This window comes from Microbulbifer sp. TB1203, from assembly GCF_030997045.1.
Lineage (GTDB): Bacteria > Pseudomonadota > Gammaproteobacteria > Pseudomonadales > Cellvibrionaceae > Microbulbifer.
Genome location: NZ_CP116899.1, coordinates 3,427,370 through 3,450,341 on the forward strand (window position 1 = coordinate 3,427,370; position 22,972 = coordinate 3,450,341).

Below are 22,972 nucleotides of genomic sequence, written 5' to 3' on the forward strand. Positions count from 1 at the left end.
GTTTATTCTAGAATGGATGAGGGAGGGGACAGTCTCTCCAATTTGGTTGACGTTAGCTGTTCAAGCTATTGGCATTGCAGTAGTCAATACCATTTTAGCCAGAGCAAAAAATTACAACATTTGGACTGCATTAGTAGTTTCTTTTATACCTATCGCGAATTGGATTTCGCTTTTCGTGTATATAGGGCTGCCAAGATCAATAACGAACAGTGATGAAGAATCGACGCGCTAGAAATATGCCCCCGTCAGAGTCAGTCGAAAATTGACACTCTCATGCCCTGCATTTTGTGGGGCATAGCTATAACTTCTTGCCACTTACAGAAATAGCGAGAAGGCTTCGCAGCGTGTTGTAGAATAAATAATCCATTATGGGGTCAAGGCACTGACAATCTCCCGCTGGTATTTTTATTCATAAAGCTCCGCAAGCAATTCTTTTACCCCTGCCAACAGCCGACGGCTGACCAGTGGCTGTTCATCGACACCGCCGAGTTCCACCCGGTAGTTGTTGCCGTCCCGGCGCAATCCGCAAATAAACTCCACCGCCACCAGCGCATTGCGGTGCACCCGTACAAAGCGCCCGCCAAATTCCTTTTCCAGCTCCTTCAGCGACTCGTCGAGAATCGTCTCGCCCCGGTCGTGGTGGGCGACCACGTACTTGCTGTCGGCGATAAAACAGCGGATGCCGTCCACTGCAACCAGCTGTACCCCGCGGCGACTGACCGCTTTGATCTGGCGGCGCCCGCCCGGCGCGGTTTCCTCCACTGCAGCAGCGGCTTTCAGTTGCGGCTTGCTGAGGCTGCGGGCCTTGGCGATCGCCGCGGCCAGTTGCTCGCCGGTGACCGGCTTGAGGAGGTAGCCGACGGCGGCGGTGGCAAAGGCCGGCAGCGCAAATTCGTCGTGGGCGGTACAGAAAATCAGCCCCGGGGGCTCGGGCAACTCGGAGAGCTGGCGAGCCAGCTCCAGGCCGTTGTCCCCGGGCATTTCGATATCCAGCAGCACCAGGTCCGGGTCCAGCTTTTCCACCTGCTCCAGCGCCGCGCGGGCGTCGCCGGCCTCGCCGAGCAGTTCGCAGCCGTCCAGCGCCTGCAGCTGTCGCGTCAGGCGCGCGCGGGCCAGGGGTTCATCGTCGACAATCAATACCGTAAGAGGATTCACAGCACGGTCTCCGTCTGTGGCTGTTTGACCCGTTCTGTCATGGGCAGGCGCAACTCCACCCGGTAGCGCCCGCCCTCCCGCCCGGCGGCGAAATGGTAGCGGCTGCCGTAGTGGGCGATCAGGCGCTGGCGGATATTTTCCATGGCGATACCGTTGTGTGCAGGGTTCGACTCGGAGGGCTCCCCCTCCGGCAACGGGTTTTCGATGACCAACTGTAATTGGCCATCCGCCACCCCCAGTTGCACCGCGATCTCCCCACCCTCGCGCAGCCGCGCCACGCCGTGCAGCACCGCATTTTCCAGCAGCGGCTGCAGCAGCATGGCGGGCACTTCGGTGTGCCCGAGGCCGTCGGCGATTTGCCAGCGCTGGCGCAGCCGTTCCCCCAGGCGCAGACTCTCTATTTCCATATAGCGCTTCGATAGCGCCAGCTCCTGCTCCAGCGGCACCAGTCTGGGATCCGCCAGGCTGGCGCGGAACAGCGCCGACAGGTCTTCCACCAGGCGCTCGGCGCGGACCGGATCTACAGCGATGAGGCTGGCCAGACTGTTCATGCTGTTGAACAGGAAGTGGGGGCGGATGCGCGACTGCAGCGCCTGGATGCGTGCGCCCAGTTCCGCCTGCTGCTGGTTGTGCAACTGCTGCTGCACATAGGCATAGCGCAGCACCACCCCTGCGCAGATGGCGCCGAGCAGGCAGTTGCCGAGCCACTGCCAGTAATCGAAGGGGGATTGGGAGAGGCCGGCCAGCCACCACTGCTGGGCCGCCATCACCGCCAGCACCACCCCCAGCACCGCTGCGAAACTGAGGCCGCCGGCCAGTTTGTGGGACAGCTGCGCGAGCAGCGGGCGCAGGCGGCACAACAGCGCCGCTGCCGGCAACACCACCCACTGCACGGTGAGCGACACCAGGCCCAGGCGCTGCCAGTCGAACTGGCGCAGACCGTCCACTGCCAGCACCAGGACGAGGGCCAGCAGCTCTCCCATCAGCACCAGCGCTGCCAGCGCCGAGACACTGCACAGGTCCGGCAGGAAGGGGGTATGCGGGTTGGACAGATCAGACGCGCGCGCAGAATCTTTGCCGGTTGCGGCAATCTTGCGAATTTGCTGCGCTATAATGCCCGCCGGCTCCGCCGGGTGTGGAGAAGACATACCGCTTGTTATTCTTGATTTTCCCGAAGTGAGTCCGGGAAGATACCACCAACCGCCCCGGCCTTTCACCCACTCAGCTGTCAGGGAAACCATGAGCAACGACAAACCCTCCCCCAATCCCGCGTCAAAACTCTGGGGCGGCCGCTTTAGTGAAGCTACCGATGCCTTCGTGGAAAGGTTCACCGCCTCGGTGACCTTCGATCAGCGCATGGCGCTGGAGGATATCCAGGGCTCCCTGGCCCACGCGCAGATGTTGTCGGAAGTGGGCGTGCTCACCACAGATGAATACCGGCAGATCGCCGACGGCCTCAAGGCGATCGCCGCGGATATAGAGGCCGGCGAATTCCTCTGGTCGGTGCAGTTGGAAGACGTGCACATGAATATCGAGGCGCGCCTGACCGACCGCATCGGCGCCACCGGCAAGAAGCTGCACACCGGCCGCTCGCGCAACGACCAGGTCGCTACTGACATACGCCTGTGGCTGCGCGGGCGCATCGACCAGATCGCCGCCGAACTCACCCGTCTGCAAACGGGCCTGGTGGAACTGGCGGAGCGGGAGGCGGACACCATCATGCCCGGCTTCACCCATCTGCAGTCGGCGCAGCCGGTGACCTTCGGCCATCACCTGTTGGCCTGGAACGAAATGCTGGCCCGCGACTACGAGCGACTGACGGATTGCCGCAAACGGGTCAACCGCTCCCCTCTGGGCGCCGCCGCGCTGGCGGGCACCAGCTATCCGATCGACCGCGCGCGCACCGCCGAACTGCTCGGCTTCGATGCGCCCACGGAAAACTCCCTGGATTCCGTGAGCGACCGGGATTTCGCCATCGAGTTCTGCGCTTTCGCCGCGCTGCTGCTGACGCACCTCAGCCGCGCCAGCGAGGAGCTGGTGCTGTGGACCTCCAGCCAGTTCGACTTTATCGACCTGCCGGACCGCTTCTGCACCGGCTCCTCGATCATGCCGCAGAAGAAAAACCCGGACGTGCCGGAACTGGTGCGCGGCAAGACCGGCCGCGTCAACGGCCACCTGATCGCCCTGCTCACGCTGATGAAGAGCCAGCCGCTGGCCTACAACAAGGACAACCAGGAGGACAAGGAGCCGCTGTTCGACGCCGCCGACACCGCCCTCGACTGCCTGCGCGCCTTCGCCGATATGGTGCCGGCGCTGAAGGCGAAAAAGGAAAATATGCTGGCCGCCGCGGCAAAAGGCTTCTCCACCGCCACCGACCTGGCGGACTACCTGGTGCGCAAAGGCGTGGCCTTCCGCGATGCCCATGAGATTGTCGGCCTGTCAGTGGCCTACGCGATCAAACAGCAAAAGGACCTGGCGGAATTGAGCCTGGACGAGCTGCGCAAATTCTCCGACGTGATCCAAGGGGATGTATTCGACGTGCTGACCCTGGAGGGCTCGGTAGCCGCGCGGGATCATATCGGCGGCACCGCGCCGAAGCAGGTGCGCGCGGCCTGTGCGCGGGCGAAACAGCTGATCGCAGCGCGTTAAGCGCACTGTAGGAGCCTGCCTGCAGTCGACCGAAGGGCGAGGCACCGGGATGTGCCTCGTGAAAGTTCGGAGCTCCGTCTCGCCTTCGCCTGCAAGCAGGCTCCTCCACAGGCATTAGATGAATGGGGGAAACCGCGGAGCCGCCCGCCATATTTCGCCACAACTTATCTTTTTACCGCCCCGATTACTCGATACCCCCTTGCTAAAATTGCCCCTGATGCAACAGAGGGAAAAATCAATGCAACGGAAATCTCGCGCGGCCTGGATTGCCGCCCCGGCAATCGCACTCGCCCTTATCTACCTGCTGAACGCCTCCTGGCTGGCGGAGAAGCGCCCGGGCAAGCCCACCCTCATCTCCCACCGCGGGGTCTATCAGACCTACGACCGCAAGGACCTCGGCCGCGACGAGTGCACCGCAGTGCGTATCTACGAGTCCGAGCACGACTATCTGGAAAACACCCTCGCCTCCATGGAGGCGGCTTTTGACTACGGGGCTGACATCGTCGAAATCGATGTGTATGCCACCACGGACGGCGAGTTCGCAGTCTTCCACGACGTAGACCTGGACTGCCGCACCGAAGGCCACGGCTTCACCCGCGAGCACTCCATGGAATATCTGAAGACCCTGGACATCGGCTACGGCTACACCTTCGACGGCGGCGAGACCTATCCCTTCCGCGGCAAAGGCGTGGGACTGATGCCCACCCTGGAAGAAGTCTTCCGGCGCTTCCCCGACAGGCATTTCCTGATCAATATCAAGAGCGGCAGTCGCAGAGAGGCGAAGAAGCTCGACGAGTATCTCCGCCAACGCGGCCTGCCCCTCAAGGGCCCGCTGCTCGCCTACGGCGCCCCAAAGCCGATGGAAACACTGCGCAAGCTGCGCCCGGACGCCTGGCTGTTCAGCCGGGAAAGCGTGAAGGAGTGCACCTATCGCTACCTGCTGCTGGGCTGGAGCGGCTATGTGCCGGAAGCCTGCCGCAAGGGCGCGGTCATCGCGCCCAATACCTGGCACTGGGCACTCTGGGGCTGGCCCGACCGGTTTATCCAACGTATGGAAGACGCGGGCAGCCTGATTATGGTGCTGGACTACCGCAACCAGAAGCGGGGCGTTCACGGCATCTACAAGCCGGAGGAAATCGACTTTCTGCCGGCAGATTACCGCGGCGCTCTCTGGGTGGAGAAAATCGAGGTCATCGGCCCCTACGCGAAACAGAAGTTCGCGCGCACCTCCGCAGAGTGACCGTGGGGCGGGGCTATTGCAGCCCCAGGGAAACCGGCTCGCCCATCTGTTCAGAGAGTACCCGGTCCAGCAGCGTCGGCAGATCCTCGCCGGTGGTGGTGCACTTCCAGCCGGGCTTGTTTTCGGAATTGTCGAAGCTGAGATGATAGCCGCCGGACCTGGCCGCCACCCATAGCTCGCGGTTGGCGGACTGGCGCGAGAGGATCACCTGACTGCCGTTGTCCTCCAGAGTCAGGGTGAGCACCGCGTCGGCGCGCTCGTAGTCGATATCCCACTCGCAGTTGTCCAGCGCATCCTCGATAGCGATCAGGGTGCGCTCTACCGCCGCGTCGTATTCCGCCTGGCTCATAATTTGTTGCTTCTGTCGTACTGTGTTGAGGAGGGGAGGCCGTTATACTAGCAGGCTTTGACGATCTGACCGCAGGATGTTGCGCATGCCCCGAAAAATCCCTCTCCTCCTGTTGCTCCTCGCCGCCTTCGGGCCGCTGGGCGCCTGCGGGCAAAAAGGTCCACTCTATCTGCCCCAGGACGCCGCGGCGCCGGCGCAGCCGATCGCCGCTCCTGCGTCCACTGCTCCCGCTCTCGCGCCCATTGAAAGCAACGGAAAAGAAGAGGAAGGTGAGAGAGAGGAAGAACCCCTGCCGCAAACCACCGGCGCCGACGACTATAGCGAAGAGGAGCCCGCGCCGGAAAAATGAGTGAGTTCAATTATCGGGGCGGCAGCCTGTGGGCCGAAGAAGTCCCCCTGGAGCAGATCGCCGAGCGCTTCGGCACCCCCACCTACGTCTACAGCCGCGCGCATTTCGAGCGCCAGTTCCGCGCCTACGCCGACGCCCTGGGCGAGCATCCCGGGCTGATCTGTTACGCGGTCAAGGCCAACAGCAACCTGGGCATTCTGTCGCTGCTGGCGCAGCTGGGTTCGGGCTTCGATATCGTTTCCGGCGGCGAGCTGGAACGGGTGCTGCTGGCCGGCGGCGACCCGTCGAAGGTCGTTTTCTCCGGGGTGGGCAAGACCGCCGCGGAAATGCGCCGCGCGCTGGAAGTAGGGGTTCACTGCTTCAACGTGGAATCGGAAGCGGAGCTGGAGCGCCTGGATGCGGTGGCCGCGGAGATGGGCACCACCGCGCCGGTGTCATTGCGGGTCAATCCGGATGTGGATGCCAAAACCCACCCCTATATCTCCACCGGCCTCCGGGAAAACAAATTCGGTATCGCCATCGACACGGCGGTGGACACCTACCGCCGCGCGGCACAGTCGCGCCACCTGAAGGTGATCGGTGTGGACTGCCATATCGGCTCGCAGCTCACCGAACTGGCGCCCTTCCTCGACGCCCTCGACCGGCTGCTACTGCTGGTGGATCAGCTGACCGCGGAGGGCATAGCGCTGGAACACCTGGATCTGGGCGGCGGCCTCGGCGTGCGCTACCGCGGCGAGGAGCCGCCACCGGTAAGCGACTACCTGGGCGCGGTGAAAGAGCGCCTGGGCGATCGCCCACTGGGCCTGGTGCTGGAGCCGGGCCGCTCCATCTCCGCCAACGGCGGCCTTCTGCTCACCCGGGTGGAATACCTGAAGCGCGCCGAGGAACACAACTTCGCCATCGTCGACGCGGCCATGAACGACAACCTGCGCCCGGCCCTGTACCAGGCGTGGCAGGACATAGTCCCGGTGGCTCCGGACAGCGGCGAAAGCGAGAGCTGGGATATCGTGGGCCCGGTGTGCGAGACCGGCGACTTCCTCGGCAAGCACCGCCAGTTGGCGCTGCAGCAGGGGCAACTGCTGGCCATGCTGTCCGCCGGCGCCTACGGTTTCAGCATGAGTTCGAACTACAATTCCCGTCCGCGGGCCGCGGAAGTGCTCGTGGACGGCGACAGGACCTACCTGGTACGCGCGCGGGAGACCCTGGCGGACCTGGTGCGCGGCGAGAGCCCGGTTCCGGAAAGAGAGCCGGAGAAATAGCATGCGCGTTAAATTCACCAAGATGCACGGCCTCGGCAACGACTTCGTGATGCTCGACGGCATCAGCCAGCGCATCAAGCTGTCGCCGGAAAAGATCCGCCGCCTGGCGGACCGCCACTTCGGGGTGGGTTGCGACCAGGTACTGGTGGTGGAGCCGCCGCGGACCCCGGACGCGGACTTCCGCTACCGCATCTACAACGCCGACGGCGGCGAGGTGGAGAACTGCGGCAACGGCGCCCGCTGCTTCGCCCGCTTTGTGCGCGAGCGCCGCCTCACCGGCAAACGCCAACTGGTGGTGGAGACCGCGGGCGGCATCCTGCAACTGAACCTGCTCGAGGGCGACCAGGTCAGCGTGGACATGGGCGTACCCGCCCTGGAGCCGGAACAGATCCCCTTTATTGCCGACCGCTATGCCGACACCTACCCGCTGGAGGTGGACGGCGAGGTCTACACCATCGGCGCGGTATCCATGGGCAATCCCCATGCCGTGCTGCTGGTGGATGACGTGGAACAGGCGCCGGTGAATACGCTGGGTCCCAAAATCGAAACCCACGAGCGCTTCCCCCAGCGGGTCAATGCGGGTTTCCTGCAGGTGGATTCCCGCACCGAAGCCAGGCTGCGGGTGTTCGAGCGGGGCGTGGGCGAGACCCGCGCCTGCGGTACCGGCGCCTGCGCGGCGGTGGTCTCCGCGCACCAGCGCGGCCTGGTGGACGACACCGTGCGAGTGCGGCTGCCCGGGGGCACGCTGACAATCCACTGGAGTGGACCGGAGCAGCCGGTTACCATGACCGGGCCCGCCACCACCGTGTACCACGGGCAGATCATCCTCTAACCGCACCGGACGACTAGGACAAGATGACGGAACACAGCGAAGCCACCCCCGCGAGTGCCGCCGGCGACCAGGAGACCCAGCGCAGCAAGAAGCTGCTCGCCCGCCAGGTGGCCCGCTACCTGATCCAGAACCCGGACTTCTTCGTCGAACACCTGGAGCTGTTGGAAACCATCAAGCTACCGCGGGAAAACGGCAAGACCGTCTCGCTGATGACCCATCAGACCAACCTGCTGCGCGAGCGCAATATCGAGATGCGCCAGCGTCTCGACCAGCTGCTGCACAACGCCCGCGAGAACGACCAGCTGTTCCTGCACAGCCGCCGCCTGATCCTGGCGCTGCTGGAGGCGGAGAATGTGGCCGAGGCTGGGGCGGTCCTCTACCGCAGCTTCCGCGAAGACTTCGGCGTTGACACCACCACCCTCACCCTGTTCGCCCCCCTGCCCGCGGGGCACCGCTCCCTGGGCGATGTGCGCACCAGCCCGCGCGCCAGCGCGGAAACCGCTATCGGCGCCATACTGCGCAACGGCCGCACGGTTTGCGGTGTACTGCGGCCGGCGGAAAAGGAATACCTGTTCGGCGGGGAAGCGGACAGAGTGGCCTCCGCCGCGGTGATCCCGCTGGCCAACCAACTGGGCATCCTCGCCGTCGGCTCCACCGACCCACAGCACTACCGTTCCAGCCTGGGCACCCTGTTCCTCTCCTACATCGGCGAAGTGCTCGAGCGCCTGCTGCCGAAACTGCTCGCCGCCTAGCCACGCATCTGCGCGCCGCGCTGACGCACCGCGGGCTGTCTCTATTGACTGTGAACCGGTCCCAGGCATACCTGTAAGGGCGAACCCATGTTCACCCTTACAGGCGCGAGCGGGAAAGCATTTAAATGGGTCGGCTGCCGTACTTGGGCTGGGGTTTGCGTGGAGGGTCGGCGGTGACCTCCGGATCGACTTCATGGATGGCGCCACCGGCGGCGAGAAAGTCCTCGATCTCCTTGCTCAGCTGGCTCCTGGCCCGCTCGCGGGAAGTGATACTGCGCTCTTCGGCAAACTCATCGGTGTCTTTGCCACGAATGTTTTTGCCCTGATCTTCAATACCGTCTTTCATAACTCTGAACCCTGTAACCTGCTACTCCTGTTACAGAGGAAGTACCCCTGCCGCCGCGGTGGGCGCGGCGAATAATATATAGGCACTTGGCCACCCGGGTGCCAGTAAAAACCGGGGTTTCCCGTAGAGTTTTTTGTCGTGGTTGGAGAGGCCGTTATCGCACTTCGCTATGGAGAATTCCGCGCCACGCCAGGGGGTGTGGATCTATGCTAAGGCAGCAGTCGAATGGGGAATTTATTGGCGGGAATCAGAGGGTAGGAATAGCAAAAAAGCCCCTGACGGGGCTTTCTCGAAAGGTGGCGGGGGTTGTTACACCGCTTCGCTGCCGGTCTCCCCGGTGCGGATGCGGATCACTTCCTCCAGCGCAGTGATAAAGATTTTACCGTCGCCGATCTTGCCGGTCTGCGCCGCCTTGGTGATGGCCTCCACGGCGCCGTCCACCATGTCGTCGTCCACGGCCAGCTCCAGCTTCACCTTGGGCAGGAAATCCACCACATACTCGGCGCCACGATAGAGTTCCGTATGTCCCTTCTGGCGGCCGAAGCCTTTCACCTCGGTGACCGTCATGCCCTGCACGCCCACCTCGGACAGCGCAGTGCGCACGTCATCCAGCTTGAAGGGCTTTACCACAGCCGTAATCAATTTCATCTTGTACTATCTCCTGGTATTAGGCCCCTGGTTCGTTCCGCGATGGTGGCCGCGCTGCGGCCACCACAAATGGAGGCAATCACTTGCTCATGAATTCCGGGTAAGCTTCCATTCCGCATTCCACCAAGTCAACACCTTCTTGCTCTTCCTCTTCGCTGACGCGAATACCGGTGATGGCCTTGAGCAGGAACCACACGGCGAAGGAGGCGGCGAAGACCCAGACGAAAATGGTGGCGGCACCGATCAGCTGGCCGCTGAAAGAGGAGCCGTCATTGGTGACCGGCACCAGCAGCAGGCCCAGGAAGCCGACCACACCGTGCACAGAAATGGCGCCCACCGGATCATCGATCTTCAGTTTGTCCAGGCTCACGATGGAGAAGACCACCAGTACACCACCCAGGGCGCCGAACAGGGTCGCCTGCAGCGGTGTCGGCGTGGAGGGCTCGGCAGTGATCGCCACCAGGCCGGCGAGGGCGCCGTTCAGCAGCATGGTCAGGTCCGCCTTGCCAAACAGGATGCGCGCGGTGATCAGTGCAGCAACGGCGCCACCGGCAGCGGCGGTATTGGTGTTCAGGAACACCATGGCCACAGAGTGCGCATTGGCGGCATCGCCCAGCTTGAGTACGGAACCACCGTTGAAGCCGAACCAGCCCATCCACAGGATGAAGGTACCAAGGGTGGCCAGCGGCAGGTTGGCGCCGGGGATGGCGAAGACCTCGCCGTTGGGGCCGTACTTGCCCTTGCGCGCGCCCAGCAGCAGTACACCAGCCAGGGCAGCGGCGGCGCCGGCCATATGCACGATGCCGGAACCGGCGAAGTCGGAGAAGCCCAGGTCGCCAAGGCTGTAGAGGCCGAATACCTTCTGGCTGCCCCAGGTCCAGGCGCCTTCCAGCGGGTAGATGAGGCCGGTCATCACCACTGCGAACACCAGGAAGCTCCACAGCTTCATGCGCTCGGCCACGGCACCGGAGACGATGGACATGGCGGTAGCCACAAACACTACCTGGAAGAAGAAATCGGAAGCACCGGAGTAGACGGAATCGCCATCGAAACCGTTTTCCGCCGAGTCAGCCAGTACGCTGTTCAGATCGAAGGCCTCGATCCCGGACAGCAGCCAACCGCCGTCGTACATGATGTGGTAGCCGCACAGCAGATACATGATGCAGGCAATCGCATACAGCGCCACGTTCTTGGTGAGAATTTCCGTGGTGTTCTTCGAGCGCACCAAGCCGGCTTCCAGCATGGCGAAGCCCGCCGCCATCCACATGACCAGCGCGCCGCACACGAGGAAATAAAACGTATCAATTGCGTACTGCAATTGAAAAATTTGATTTTCCATCTTTCGCTCCGTTCAGTCCCGAGTCTGTTAATTAAAAAATTTAGTAATTGTTAGCAGTTTAATGCCCGGTTTGATTCGCCACTTAAATGGCTTCCGCCCCGGATTCACCGGTACGGATTCGAATCACCTGCTCCAGCTCGGAGACGAAAATCTTGCCGTCGCCGATCTTACCGCTGTGCGCACCGGAACCCACAGCTTCCAGAACGTCGTCCAGTTGGCTGTCGTCCACTGCGATCTGCAGCATGGTCTTGGGCAGAAAGTCCACCACATACTCGGCTCCGCGATAGAGCTCGGTATGCCCCTTCTGCCGGCCGAAACCCTTTACCTCACTCACGGTGATGCCGTTGACACCGGCTTCCGCCAGCGCATCGCGCACCGCGTCCAGCTTGAAGGGCTTTATGATTGCGGTGACCAGTTTCATGGTTCTCCCCCCTCAGTTGGGGCCCGAGCGGGCCCGGTTCTCCTACCAATTGTAGGTTGCAGTGGCCAGTACGGTCGGTTCGCACCAGTCGAGATCGAAGCACTCGCTATCGCTGATGTCAGTTCCGACGACCGAAGCGCTCAAAGCGAGCCCGCCGAATTCCTTGCCCAGGGATACGGAGTAGTCCACGTAGGAGTCCTCCCCTTCGTCCAGGAAGCCGCCATCTTCGTCGAGCACATTCAGGCCGACGTGCAGGTCCAGGGACAGGTCCGCCGGCAGGGCGAAGCTGTATTCGGCATACGGATAGTAAAAGGTGCCGGTTTCCGCCCAGTATTCGTTGGAGTAGGCGAGGCCTAAAGTCAGGTCGGAAATGCTGACGCTGCCGTAGATTTCCTGGTATTCCTCGTCGTTGCCGCCGGAATAGCCATAGTAGATGTAGCCCACGTCGTAGCTCACGCTCTCGCTGATCTCACCGGCGTAGCCACCGTAAATATCCACCTCGTAATCGGTTCCGTCGTAACCGAAATCCACTTGCGAGGCCCAGGTTCCCGCGTAGAAGCCGTTGCCGAAATCCACGTCGAACCCGCCCTGTACGGCGGGGCCGCTGTCGGACTGGGAAATGCCCCGGAAGCGGTAGTCGGTGGTCACTCCCACATTGCCGCTGAAGCTGACACCGCCCTCTGCGGCAACGGAAGTCGAAGCGGCCATGGCCAACGCCAGGGCGCTGCTTGCGATTACAACGGTCGCTCTGTTATTGATCTTTCCCACTTTGCGTTCTCCTCGGTGTGTGTGATTGTCTCGTCAATAATTATTATTCGGTCCAATCAGCCCAGGTCTCCGCCACTGCACGGTATCAGTGCCGACACTGCTTCCGCCTTGTGAGCTGTTTCGCCCTGCTACTGGGATGGCCCGCTCGGGTTGCTTTGCAACCTCTCGCAAACCCGATACCTGCAGGCTTGATGCCAACTTTGCAATCAGGTTAAAAATCAAGGGGATAGGTGTAATTTGAAGCAGCCGGGGGCGGTGGGATTTTTTCCGTGCAAAAATAGGGTGCACCAAAATGGAGCTCGCCCCGGAAGAATGCACCGAAGTGGTGAGCTATTCACCGCCGACGAACCAAGAGGGCGCACAATGGTCTCGCTTTTGTGCCAGAGGGGGCTGGGTTACAATTCTGCGCTATAAATTAACGTTTTTTTAGTGGAGGATTGCGCGTGGCTGCGGACAAATTGCAACAGTTATTGCAGGAGCTGCAACAACAGGGGGCAGTAATCACCAGCGATCTGCGCGATGCCCTCGCGGTTGCCCTGGGCAAACTGCCCCTGGTGTCCCAACAGGAATTCGACACCCAGACGAAGATTCTTCAACGTACCCGGGAAAAACTCGCGCGTTTGGAGGCCCAGGTGGAAATAATGGAGCGGGCACTCGCGGAGCAGGAGAAAAAGAACCCTCCCACCGATTAGAATCGGGGAAAAACCTCAGGGATGAAATTTTGAGCCTTTCCGTCACCTATACCCGCGCCCAACTGGGCGTCGCCGCACCACTGGTCACCGTGGAGACCCACCTGGCCAACGGCCTGCCCGCTTTCCATATTGTCGGCCTGCCGGAGGCCGCGGTGCGTGAGAGCCGCGACCGGGTGCGCAGTGCCCTCGTCAACAGCCACTTCGAATTCCCCCAGCGGCGCATCACCGTCAACCTGGCGCCGGCGGACCTGCCCAAGGAGGGCGGCCGCTACGACTTGGCGATTGCCATCGGTATTCTCGCCGCCTCCGGCCAGGTTCCCTGCGAACCCCTGGAAAGCTACGAATTTGTCGGCGAACTGGCGCTCACCGGTAAGCTGCGTCAGGTCAACGGCGCCCTCCCCGCCGCCATCGCCTGCGGCGACGCCGGGCGCACCCTGGTGGTGCCTCGGGAATCCGCCGGCGAGGCGGCGCTGTCCGGCACCGGAGTGAAAGCCGCGGAGACCCTGCTGCAGGTGTGCGCGCAACTGCACGGCCGCGAGCCGCTGCCGGACGCGGAACCTACCGATGGGGAACGGGATCCCCTGTGCGCCGACCTGGCGGATGTACGCGGCCAGCTGAAAGCGCGCCGCGCCCTGGAAGTGGCCGCCGCCGGCGGCCACAACCTGCTCTTCTACGGGCCCCCGGGCACCGGCAAGACCATGCTCGCCAGCCGTCTGCCGGGCATACTGCCGCCGCTGGAGCAGCGGGAACTGATCGAAGTGGCCGCCATTTATTCCAGCGCCGGATTGCCCTCCGTGCGTCAGCGCCCCTACCGTTCGCCCCATCATAGTGCTTCCGCCATTTCCCTGGTGGGAGGCGGGAGCAGCCCACGGCCGGGAGAGATATCCCTGGCTCACCGCGGCGTGCTCTTCCTGGACGAGATGCCGGAATTCCCCCGCCACGCCCTGGAGATACTGCGCGAACCGCTGGAAAGCGGCGAGGTGCGTATTTCCCGCGCGCGGGCGCAGGTCACCTTCCCCGCGGATTTCCAGTTGGTCGGCGCCATGAACCCCTGCCCCTGCGGCTACCTGGGCGAGCCCCGCTGCCGCTGTACCCCGGACCAGATAGATCGCTACCGCAACAAACTCTCCGGCCCGCTGCTGGACCGCATCGATATGCAGGTGGAGGTGGCGAGCATGAGCGCCGCACAGCTGCAGGACGCGCCCACGGGGGAATCCTCGGCGACAGTGCGCGAACGGGTGCTGCTGGCAAGGGATCGGCAGCTGCAAAGGCAGGGGATGATCAACGCGCAGTTGGCCGGTGCGGAGCTGGACCGCTTCTGCGCACTCGGCAAAAGCGAACAGACTTTATTGCGGCACTCGGTGGAGCAGCTCGGGCTTTCCGCACGCAGTTATCACCGCGTGTTAAAAGTCGCGCGCACCCTGGCCGACCTCGCCGGTGAGGAAAATATCGGTGCGGGGCAGATTGCCGAGGCGCTGGCCTATCGCAATCTGGACCGGCGGCAGATACCGGCAAATGTGTAGGTGCGACTGCGCACAGCCGATCGCCGACACAACAAATTTAACCCATCCACATTTCCGCGTTCGCGCCATTTCAGTGCACCCGCCGTCACATCGATAAATATTTTGCCGAACCTGCGTCGTGAACTGCAGCAGTTCACACTTTGCCAACAACTCTATTTTGGTACGACTGTAATAACTATATTCTGACAAGACGACGTAAACGATTACAAAACTTCGTCGGCAACAGCACATCATCAGGGGGGAAGTATGAATATCGGCAGCGTTCGTTGCCTGGTACCGGTTTTGTCGTTGGCGCTCAGCGCCTGCGGGGGAAGCAGTGACTCAGAACAAACATTCAATATTGAGGCAGCCAATAACCAGCCGCCGTCCATTATCCTCAGTGGGGGCGCCAGGGAGCAGATAACTGCCGGCTCCACCTATACCGATCCGGGCGCGAGCGCCTCGGATGTGGAAGACGGCGATCTCAGCGGCAGTATCCAGACGCAGTCCACCCTGGATACCAGCACCGCGGGCACCTACACCATCACCTACACCGTCACAGATTCCGCCGGTGCCAGCGTTTCGGTGGAACGAACCGTAGAGGTGGTGGCCACCGCGGAGCCGCAAAACTCGGAACCACAAATCCTGCTGAACGGCAGCGCCCAGGTTCAGGTTCCCTTGGGGGGCACCTATGAGGAAGCCGGAGCCAGCGCCACCGATGCCGAAGACGGCGACCTGACTGACCGAATCGAAATTTCCTCCGCCGTCGACATCAACAGCGTCGGCAGCTATGAAGTGACCTACTCGGTAACGGATGCGCATGGGGCCTCCGCCACAGTGACCCGCACGGTAGAGGTCTTCCAGCCGGTACGGACTTTCGTGCATCCGGGCCTTCTGCACTCGGAAGCCGACTTCGAGCGGATAAGAAACAAGATCGCGGAAGAGGATGAAACCTGGGTGAATGCCTGGAACACCCTGGCGGGCGACTCCGCCTCGGCCCTCAGAAACCCCAATCCCTTGACCGAACTGCGACGCGGGGGCGACGGACAGAATTTCCGCCGCTTGATCAATGAACTCCGCTTCGCCTATGCCTACGCCTTGTACTGGAAGATTTCCGGCGATCCGGCCTACGGCGATACTGCCGTGAAGTTCCTCAATGCCTGGTCTTCGACCCTGCAGAAAATCTCCGGTAACGCCGACCGCTATCTGGCCTCGGGCCTCTACGGCTATCAGTGGGCCAACGTGGCCGAAATTATGCGCACCTATGACGGCTGGGAGGAAGAGGGCAGAGAGCAAGTCAAGAGCATGCTCCTCGACATTTTCCTGCCGATGAATCAGCGTTTTCTCACGGAGCACAACGATGCCTGTATTTCCAACTACTGGGCCAACTGGGACCTTGCCAACCTGGCCAGTATGATGGCTATCGGCGTTTTTACCGACCGCCCGGATATCTACGAGCAGGCACTGAACTATATGTACCGCGGCCGCGGCAACGGCGCACTGGACAACCTGATGTACTTCCGCCACCCCGGCAACATGGGGCAGTACCAGGAAAGTGGGCGCGACCAGGGGCACACAACGCTGGGGGTCGCACTCTACGGCACCATCGCCAAGATGGCCTGGAACCAGGGCGACGACCTGTTCGCCTACAACAATCATGCGCTGCTGGCGACCTCCGAATATATCGCCCGCTACAACGTATTCGAGGAGGTGCCCTTTACCTTCTATGGCCCCAACTGCGGAAGCTCCCGCTATGGCCAGAGCGCGGTTTCCGAAATTGCGCGAGGAAGCATACGGCCAGCCTGGGAACTTATTTACAACCACTACCAGAACAAGCTCGGCATCGCCGCGCCCTGGACGGAAAGGATGCTGGAGGAAAGAACCCGCTTCGAGAAATACGACGGTGCCGGCGACGGCATGGGCTGGGGCTCGCTGACGGAAATTCTCGACCCGGTCGATCCCGGCGGTGCCCCGCGAGGACTGTATGCCGAACTGCGCGGCGAGTCGGTGGTGTTGAGCTGGTGGGGAGCAGCCGGCGCCGACAACTACCTGCTGCAGCGCGCGGACAGCTCGGGGACCACCTATACCACCATTGCCACCATCGATGCGAGCGAACTGCTGACCTATACCGATACGAATGTGCAGCGCGGAGAGGATTACAATTACCGGGTGCTGGCCGTATCTGAAGTGGGGGAAAGCGCTCCCTCGAATGTGATCGAGGTGCACGTCGGCCCGAAATTGCTGGTTCACTACACCTTCGATGAGGTCGGAACCGAGCAGGTCACCAGCGCCGCCGGTGAAGCCAATACCGCCACACTGCATGGCAATCCCGAATCAGCCCCCGGGAAAGTCGGCAATGCGATTGCATTCGACGGTGTCGATGACTACGTAAGCCTCCCCGAAGGCATTGTGTCAGTGCTGACGGATTTCAGTATTGCCGGCTGGATTTATCGGGACGAGGATACCAACCTGACACGCCTGTTCGATTTCGGTGACGACGACCTGCGCTACATGTTCTTTGCGCCGCGCGAGGGTGGCCAGAGCTGCTTTAAGATCACCAAGGTCAGTTATCACGGTGACCGATCCCTCTGCGCCAACACCGTACCCGCGGGGCAGTGGGTTCATGTGACCCTTACCCTGGAGGGCAACACCGGCACCCTCTATATCAACGGTGAGGAAGCGGCCCGCAACGAGGGCATAGACCTGACACCGATGCAACTGGGGGCCTCCACCAAACAAAACTGGCTCGGGCGTTCGCAGTACTCGGGCGATCCCCTGCTGAAGGGCAGCATCGACGAATTCCGCATCTACAGCGGTGCGTTGAGTGCGGAAGAGGTCGCCGAACTCGCGGCGGCTGAATGAGGTCCGAGGTTACAGGTCGCGGCGGTTGCGGATAACGCCGCGACACCTCTAAAAACCTGCTTCGTAGAGTGCGCCGTGCGCGCCCTAAACTCGGGACCGCAGAAACTAAGGACCATGTGCGTCTGGACGAGCGCGTATGTGGCGGCGCGCCGGCAGCCGGAGAGTGGATGCACTTGGCCGTTACCCTGTCCAGAGAAACCCTCGTGCTGTACCTCAATGGCGAGGAAGTCGATCGAAATAAGAGCGTTAAGCTGACGCCGGCCCAGTTGGGCGTACTCGATCAAGCCTGGCTGGGCCGCTCCCAGTATGAGGTTGATCCCTTCCTGGGTGGCCGGGCGGATGATGTCCGCTTGTACAGCGGTGCACTGACGGCCACCGAGATTGAAGATCTGGTAACGATGGCGACGCCCTAGTTATCCATGCTCAAAGTTCGGTTACTGTCCGCGTTGTCAGATTGCACTGTGCGCCTCAGTAACCGAACTTCACACAAGGACAGACGATAGGTGCCAGGGTGATTTGATTCAGTTGAGCGACAACTCGGCAAGTATCGTCGATCGAGTTAACTTAAACGTCGCAGTGTGCAAAGCTCTGTATGTATAGCCAGTTCGTCCTTTGCTTAATTTTGGCGCCATTCGGTTTCAGCGTCTTCCATAAGTCCGATCCCGTTTCAGGTTCATGCAGCTTGCATAAAAGCTGACGGTGGCGGGCCAGTCGGAGAAAATGCCGATGACGCCGACATCCTGAGCCAGGGTGTCGATGACTTCCATCACATCGCCTTCGCGGGAGATGGCCGGGTCGATGGTCTGGTAATAGAAACCATTGTTGCCGTCGGCAAGGATTCCGGAGCGCTCCAGAGACCAGGTAATGGTCTTGAAACCTAATGCTTTTACGTTTTGTGCATACTCGGACGGGACCATGTTGTTATCGGCGTCCAGTGTGAGCAGCGCAAATACCGGCGGCGCTACAACATTGATACCGCTCGCTCGGTCATTGGCAAGCTCGACAAAGCCCGGCAACTCGCTTGGATTGACGGCACCTTCCAGAAACACCGCCTGTCGACCGAACTCGGGTTCGTTTGCGATCCAATAGAGGACATCGTCCCGGTTGAAGGACTGCACCCATACGTCGCGGGGGGCGACACCGGCCGCCTTGTACTCGTCGATCATCTTCTGGGCGTAGTCTTCCTGCGTAAAGCCGTCGAACGGCATCTCCACACTCGGCGCCTTTAGCTCGGGGGTCATGTTCACGCCCAACTCCTTGAACAGCTCGATGCTTTCGGCGTGAGTCAGCAGCGCGCCGCTGGTTGCACTGGCGTATAAATCGGTGCGCCAATTCGCCGTACCGCCGACGAACTCCTCCGGCGTTTGCGCCCGCGGATTGAACGCATCCATCTTGCCGCGCAAAGATTTGAACTCGGCCAACGTGATCTCACTCGTGCGACATTCCGCGGAGGCGGGTGATACCAGGCTGCCGTCATCCGCGATCACCGCCGGTGTAAAAGGCGTAATACAGGTATCGGCGAGATCCGTCAGCAGGATGTTGGTCGTGGTTGCAAGGTCATTTTGCGCGTGACGGCATACGAGTTCTTTATCCCGGGTGAAGGTCACATCGCACTCGAGGATGCCGGCTCCCATACGATGCCCCGCCTCGTAGGACTCTTGCGTGTGCTCGGGAAATTGCAACGGCGCGCCGCGGTGGCCGATAGAGAAGCGCGTCCGCTTCGGCCTTTTGTCCAGGCAAGCCTGCAACTTCTCCTTGAGTGCACTCTCTGTCATGTCGTTGACGAGAAACTGCGGGCGCGGACCAAGCTGAATGCCGTGGCCCCGGCCCCAGTCACGCTTTCCTATTGGATACTCCGCCAGAGCGGAACTCGACAAGGAGGAACCGAGGACAATGGCAACAACTGTGGAAAACAAGACCGGACTACAGGTGACTTGACGCATGAGTTTTTCTTCTCCAATAGAGTTTAGTCATTACCCGGCAATAGCCATTGCTGGGTTAATGACGGCCAAACCAGCGGCCATGATCGCGCCACCTCTTCTTACCCTTGCCTGCGCGCTTAAGCTGTTCGACGAAGCGGAAGTCGTAGGTGTGCGAGCAGGTCGAGCTGTATCGAGCCCCGTACTTGTCGCAAGCCGGCGGCACTATCTCCTCGAGATCGAATACCCAGATGGCATCACCAAAGCCTTCGGGCAGATCCGTGCTTGCGGGGTGCTGTACCGAGACGACAAACTGCGTCGGCTGCGCCGGATTAAAGATCATGCCGGTGGATTCGGAGCCGCCCACTTGGTTGCTCATAAAATGATCCACCGATTCGGCTACACCGTCGTTGTCCACATCGCGCAGGAACCAGATATCCCCGCCGACATCCGAGCTGTTGGGCGAGTCCTCAATAACGTAGATATTGCCAAGCGCATCCTGGGCCAGGTTATCGGGTGAGTTCATAACCCCGGTTGTCGCAGGAAAGCCAAGATTCTTCGGCGTTTCCGCGTCGCTTGCGGTCACTCGAACGATCGCCTCGTTGCCCGGAAGCATTTCAATCGAATAAATGGTGCGCTCCGAGGTGGCCGCGAAGTACATCACCTCGTTGCCGTTGGCGAGACGCCCGATCTCCATGTCTTCGGGCCGTCCGAAAGGCGTGCCGTTAACCTCATCCGCCGCACCGCGGCCACCGCGGGTATCGGGATTGGACCGCGGATCGTCGGTCGGGCCGTTTCTGAACGGATCGGTCTCGGTCAGGGGATTGCCGTCGCCGTCCGTTATCGGCACCCAGGTCGCAGCTCCCGTGCGGGTGGCGTTAGCATTGATTCCCTCGTTCCAGTTGGCCGCCGCATCGCCGCCAAAGGCATCAACCGCGAGCACGAAGGTTTGACCTCCCGCCTCGTACTCGTCCTTGTCATTGAAGACCAGCTTGTAGACCGAACCCGAGTTCCATTCGTCGATAAAGTAGAGCGTCCTTTCATCCAGGCTGAAACGCAGACCCTCATGCGCGACGTTGGGGATGCTCTCAAGCTCCCGCGCCTGGATCTGATCCGCCGGGGCGAGCGGATTCAGCAGCTCAACGACCCGTCCTTCCGCCGTCCACTCCTCAGCGGCAAACAGGGTGTTGTTTGGCGTCCACAGCGAAGGGTCGAAGGCGCCATAGTCATTGGACCAATCGCCGTTCATCCCGCCCAAATCGCCTTGAAATATAATCTCGACGCTGTCGTTTTCGATGTCATACCGCGAAATGCCCGCGCCAAACGGCGTCTCATGCGGGATAAACAGGTATTGGCCATCCGGGCTAAACGAGGTCATGTCGAACATCGACGCCTGCACGCCCGCTCCTTCAATACGGACGATCGACTGATTCACGTCGGCCGCGGCCTCGGCCAAGCCGGTGAGGTTGTCCTGGCTCAAACCCGACGGCGTCCGCCAGGGGCCGTTCAGCTCATTGATGTGGTCCGGCGTCGCAACGGCCGCGGACTGGGTCAGTGGATTGAAGTAGATATCGGTGGCTGCGATGGTGGTTTGCGCGAGCGCGAGCGCAACCCCACCCATAATGCATGGGTATAAGAGCTTGTTCATGCGCGCCTTCCTTTTAGGGTAGCAGGGTTTATTCTGGGTTTATTTGGCAGACGCATCTGGAGAAACAGTCAGATTTCTCAGGACGGTCAGATGGTTTTATACAGCCGCCATATGACGTCGACATGAAGGAAATCTTGCGCCTCGGCTAGGATGAGGGGGAATCGTCACTCCAATCGAGACGGATGTCCCATTCATAGAACAACTTTTCCGGCAATGTCGGCGCAGTCTCGTTGTCGATACGTTCGTAGACATTGATCGGCGGCACCACCGTCGCGTCGCGACCAAAGATAAAATCCTGGTCCGCGACGATCGTGCGGTAGGCTTTGTTCAGCAACAGTGCTCGCTCGCGGGACGGCGTGATCAGCTCGTAAACGTCCTTGGCCTTTGCAAGCTTTTCCACATCGAGCGTTCCATCTTTTTTAAACCAGCGCGCGAGCATTTCCGTATTGCTGCGGAATTCGTCACCGCCGCCGATACGCTCGAAGTAGTTTGCGATTTCACCTTTACTCTCGCCCCTATTCGGCGCATCAGGCATACCGTGCAAATCGATATAGCCCCAGCCGTCCGCGCCGTCGATCTTGCGGGGGAAGCTGAAAGTCTTGTCGATTGTGGAGCCCACCGAGGTATGACAACCCATGCAAAACATGTTTTCCTCGAAGGTGGCGGCACGCAGACGGCCCTTGCGGTCCTCGATAAATCCCTGGATAACCCAGCCCATCTCGTTATCCAGCCCGCGCTCGCGGCGGTCGATATAGCCCGGCAGGTAGCCGGCATCCTTGGCGTACTGCTCCTCCCGGTAAAGCTCCGCGAGCTGTGCCTTGGGCGGCATAACTATTTTCTTCATATAGCGCACTTCCTTCATGCGCCGGGAATTCGAGATGGCCCCATCGGGCGCCACGCCGACGTATCGGACCGTGTGCAGGAATTCAGTGTCCAGCGGATAAAGGCCTGGCTGGAAGTAGTAGTTCGCTGCTCCTCCGACGAAGCCCGAGAGTTGGTTAATGCGGCTAATCACCCCGAGTTTTTCGTCGCCGTTGAGGTCAGCCTTGATAACGCGTTCGTCGATGGGGGGTGTCGTGACCTCGGTCAGGCCCTTGATGTTGGCCTCGAGTATCGCAAGGTTCGCTTTATAAATATCTTTCGACGGTGTCCCGTCCGATGTGGTTCGAAACACCTCGGGCAACCGGATCATGACGTCGTCGGTCGAACCGTTTGTCGGCCAAAAGGTACTCGGTAGGGGTTTGTAGTTAAACGCGACCCAGCCACTACCATCCTTCGCCAAGCCCTGTTCGTCGAAGGCGGCCGCGCCTTGCTCAAGATTCTCGAGATCGGGAATCCAGCCTTCGAACCCCGCTGCCCTGAGACGTGGCGCCAAGGCCGAATAGTTATCCTCGTTTATCCAATCGAGGATTTCCTCATCGCTAATTGCGCTGACCCTTTCCCGGCGATCTTCGAACAGGTTGCGCCAGTGATTTGTCATGCCTATATCGCTGAAACTGTAGGCAAGCTGCAGCTCACCGTCGCTCATCCTGTTCTCGCGTTCCGCAATCGTATTTTGATGGCAAACATAGCAGGGGTTGTGCTTTTCCTCTGTGCGGGTATAGCACTGCGGTGGGATTATCGCTTCGCGGTTATACAAAGCCGTATAGGGATAGACGTCCAGTGCTTCAGGCACCACAGCATCGTTCTTGCGCAATAGTTCGAGCATGGCTTCGTGCAAAGGTTTGTGCATACCGGCTGGGTCTGCAGCCGGCTTGCCGATGACGGCGCCCTCGGCAGGCTCCGCAGAGTTTTGCGCGAATATGGCTGAAGCACAGCAAAAGGTCAGCCAGAATGTTAGGGCTCGCATGGCACATGACTTCCGGTTCGTTACCAACCTCGAAAATAGCCTGCGCGCATTAATAGTTTGTGACAGTGCAGCCGAGGTAATGAAATTGTCATGTTGACCGGATTGGGCCTACGCGATCTGCCGGATGGTTGTTCAGTACTCGGCCGCTCCCTGCTGGCGAACAGGATCGACGGGTTCCGGATCTAGCGGAGTGTTGAGTGCGGGGCCGACGCACTTTCGGCTGAATGATGTTTGCTCCGTTTTTCAGCTCCGGTGGGTGAAACTCACCACCGTCTGTAGGAGCCTGCTAGTGGGGCAAAAATGTGTGTTTAGCGAGCACTGCTCGCTGCGCATTTTTTACAAGCTGCCATGGATGGCCGGACCGGCGATAACGCCATGGATGGCTGCCTGGGC

At 60.9% G+C, this 22,972-nt stretch carries 21 protein-coding genes; 10 read left to right on the forward strand and 11 right to left on the reverse strand.

Annotated features, from left to right (window positions below; translation table 11 throughout):
* Nucleotides 1–405 precede the first annotated feature (405 nt).
* On the reverse strand, nt 406–1,155 hold the full coding sequence (locus PP263_RS14330; protein WP_308364264.1) for a LytTR family DNA-binding domain-containing protein: 750 nt from the start codon (nt 1,153–1,155) through the stop codon (nt 406–408).
* Complete coding sequence (locus PP263_RS14335; protein ID WP_308364265.1) at nt 1,152–2,303, reverse strand: histidine kinase; 1,152 nt, start codon at nt 2,301–2,303, stop codon at nt 1,152–1,154. Before PP263_RS14335 ends, PP263_RS14330 begins: the two co-directional genes overlap by 4 nt.
* 91 nt (nt 2,304–2,394) lie before the next feature.
* Here PP263_RS14335 and argH point away from each other — a divergent pair, with 91 nt between their 5' ends.
* Nucleotides 2,395–3,804: an argininosuccinate lyase gene (gene argH, locus PP263_RS14340; RefSeq protein ID WP_308364266.1), complete on the forward strand. Its 1,410-nt coding sequence runs from the start codon at nt 2,395–2,397 to the stop codon at nt 3,802–3,804.
* Between the two features lie 238 nt (nt 3,805–4,042).
* Nucleotides 4,043–5,044, forward strand: a complete 1,002-nt coding sequence (locus PP263_RS14345) for a glycerophosphodiester phosphodiesterase family protein (protein ID WP_308364268.1) — start codon at nt 4,043–4,045, stop codon at nt 5,042–5,044.
* 13 nt (nt 5,045–5,057) lie between these two features.
* Here PP263_RS14345 and cyaY read toward each other — a convergent pair whose 3' ends face one another.
* Nucleotides 5,058–5,393: an iron donor protein CyaY gene (gene cyaY, locus PP263_RS14350; RefSeq protein WP_308364269.1), complete on the reverse strand. Its 336-nt coding sequence runs from the start codon at nt 5,391–5,393 to the stop codon at nt 5,058–5,060.
* A gap of 85 nt (nt 5,394–5,478) precedes the next feature.
* Between cyaY and PP263_RS14355 the strand changes: the two genes are divergently transcribed.
* The 4 genes from PP263_RS14355 to PP263_RS14370 are packed head-to-tail and all read left to right on the forward strand — an operon-like array spanning nt 5,479 to nt 8,585.
* On the forward strand, nt 5,479–5,742 hold the full coding sequence (locus PP263_RS14355) for a lipoprotein (RefSeq protein ID WP_308364270.1): 264 nt from the start codon (nt 5,479–5,481) through the stop codon (nt 5,740–5,742).
* Complete coding sequence (lysA, locus tag PP263_RS14360; RefSeq protein WP_308364272.1) at nt 5,739–7,001, forward strand: diaminopimelate decarboxylase; 1,263 nt, start codon at nt 5,739–5,741, stop codon at nt 6,999–7,001. The genes PP263_RS14355 and lysA overlap by 4 nt, the downstream gene beginning before the upstream one ends.
* A gap of 1 nt (nt 7,002) precedes the next feature.
* Complete coding sequence (dapF, locus tag PP263_RS14365) at nt 7,003–7,833, forward strand: diaminopimelate epimerase (protein WP_308364273.1); 831 nt, start codon at nt 7,003–7,005, stop codon at nt 7,831–7,833.
* Between the two features lie 23 nt (nt 7,834–7,856).
* A complete protein-coding gene (locus tag PP263_RS14370) occupies nt 7,857–8,585 on the forward strand; it encodes a DUF484 family protein (protein WP_308364274.1) in 729 nt (242 codons plus the stop codon).
* Nucleotides 8,586–8,706: 121 nt separating this feature from the next.
* Here the strand turns inward: PP263_RS14370 and PP263_RS14375 are convergent, their stop codons facing one another.
* From PP263_RS14375 to PP263_RS14395, 5 genes are all read right to left on the reverse strand, one after another.
* Complete coding sequence (locus tag PP263_RS14375) at nt 8,707–8,931, reverse strand: hypothetical protein (protein WP_183459085.1); 225 nt, start codon at nt 8,929–8,931, stop codon at nt 8,707–8,709.
* A gap of 309 nt (nt 8,932–9,240) precedes the next feature.
* Nucleotides 9,241–9,579, reverse strand: a complete 339-nt coding sequence (locus tag PP263_RS14380) for a P-II family nitrogen regulator (protein ID WP_183459087.1) — start codon at nt 9,577–9,579, stop codon at nt 9,241–9,243.
* Nucleotides 9,580–9,658: 79 nt separating this feature from the next.
* The gene (locus PP263_RS14385) at nt 9,659–10,918 is read right to left on the reverse strand and encodes an ammonium transporter (RefSeq protein ID WP_308364275.1); all 1,260 of its coding nucleotides are present in this window, start codon (nt 10,916–10,918) and stop codon (nt 9,659–9,661) included.
* Between the two features lie 82 nt (nt 10,919–11,000).
* The gene (locus PP263_RS14390; RefSeq protein ID WP_308364277.1) at nt 11,001–11,339 is read right to left on the reverse strand and encodes a P-II family nitrogen regulator; all 339 of its coding nucleotides are present in this window, start codon (nt 11,337–11,339) and stop codon (nt 11,001–11,003) included.
* Nucleotides 11,340–11,381: 42 nt separating this feature from the next.
* Nucleotides 11,382–12,107, reverse strand: a complete 726-nt coding sequence (locus PP263_RS14395) for a TorF family putative porin (RefSeq protein WP_308364279.1) — start codon at nt 12,105–12,107, stop codon at nt 11,382–11,384.
* Between the two features lie 443 nt (nt 12,108–12,550).
* Here PP263_RS14395 and PP263_RS14400 point away from each other — a divergent pair, with 443 nt between their 5' ends.
* The 4 genes from PP263_RS14400 to PP263_RS14415 all read left to right on the forward strand — a co-directional run bounded on the left by PP263_RS14400 (nt 12,551) and on the right by PP263_RS14415 (nt 17,576).
* Entirely contained in the window at nt 12,551–12,799 is a 249-nt protein-coding gene (locus PP263_RS14400; protein ID WP_308364280.1) for an accessory factor UbiK family protein, read from the forward strand.
* Between the two features lie 29 nt (nt 12,800–12,828).
* Nucleotides 12,829–14,322 (forward strand): YifB family Mg chelatase-like AAA ATPase, encoded by a 1,494-nt coding sequence (locus PP263_RS14405; RefSeq protein ID WP_308364281.1) that lies wholly within the window; start codon nt 12,829–12,831, stop codon nt 14,320–14,322.
* A gap of 246 nt (nt 14,323–14,568) precedes the next feature.
* The gene (locus PP263_RS14410) at nt 14,569–17,163 is read left to right on the forward strand and encodes an immunoglobulin-like domain-containing protein (protein WP_308364282.1); all 2,595 of its coding nucleotides are present in this window, start codon (nt 14,569–14,571) and stop codon (nt 17,161–17,163) included.
* A 116-nt stretch (nt 17,164–17,279) separates the two neighbouring features.
* Nucleotides 17,280–17,576 carry a LamG domain-containing protein gene (locus tag PP263_RS14415; RefSeq protein ID WP_308364284.1) on the forward strand — a complete coding sequence of 99 codons (297 nt, stop codon included), beginning with the start codon at nt 17,280–17,282 and terminating at the stop codon, nt 17,574–17,576.
* A 225-nt stretch (nt 17,577–17,801) separates the two neighbouring features.
* On the opposite strand, the gene PP263_RS14420 is transcribed toward PP263_RS14415, so the two are convergent.
* The 3 genes from PP263_RS14420 to PP263_RS14430 all read right to left on the reverse strand — a co-directional run bounded on the left by PP263_RS14420 (nt 17,802) and on the right by PP263_RS14430 (nt 22,579).
* Entirely contained in the window at nt 17,802–19,106 is a 1,305-nt protein-coding gene (locus tag PP263_RS14420; protein WP_308364285.1) for a glycerophosphodiester phosphodiesterase family protein, read from the reverse strand.
* A gap of 55 nt (nt 19,107–19,161) precedes the next feature.
* Nucleotides 19,162–20,730, reverse strand: a complete 1,569-nt coding sequence (locus PP263_RS14425; protein ID WP_308364286.1) for an alkaline phosphatase PhoX — start codon at nt 20,728–20,730, stop codon at nt 19,162–19,164.
* A gap of 145 nt (nt 20,731–20,875) precedes the next feature.
* Entirely contained in the window at nt 20,876–22,579 is a 1,704-nt protein-coding gene (locus PP263_RS14430; RefSeq protein WP_308364287.1) for a hypothetical protein, read from the reverse strand.
* Between the last annotated feature and the right edge of the window lie 393 nt (nt 22,580–22,972).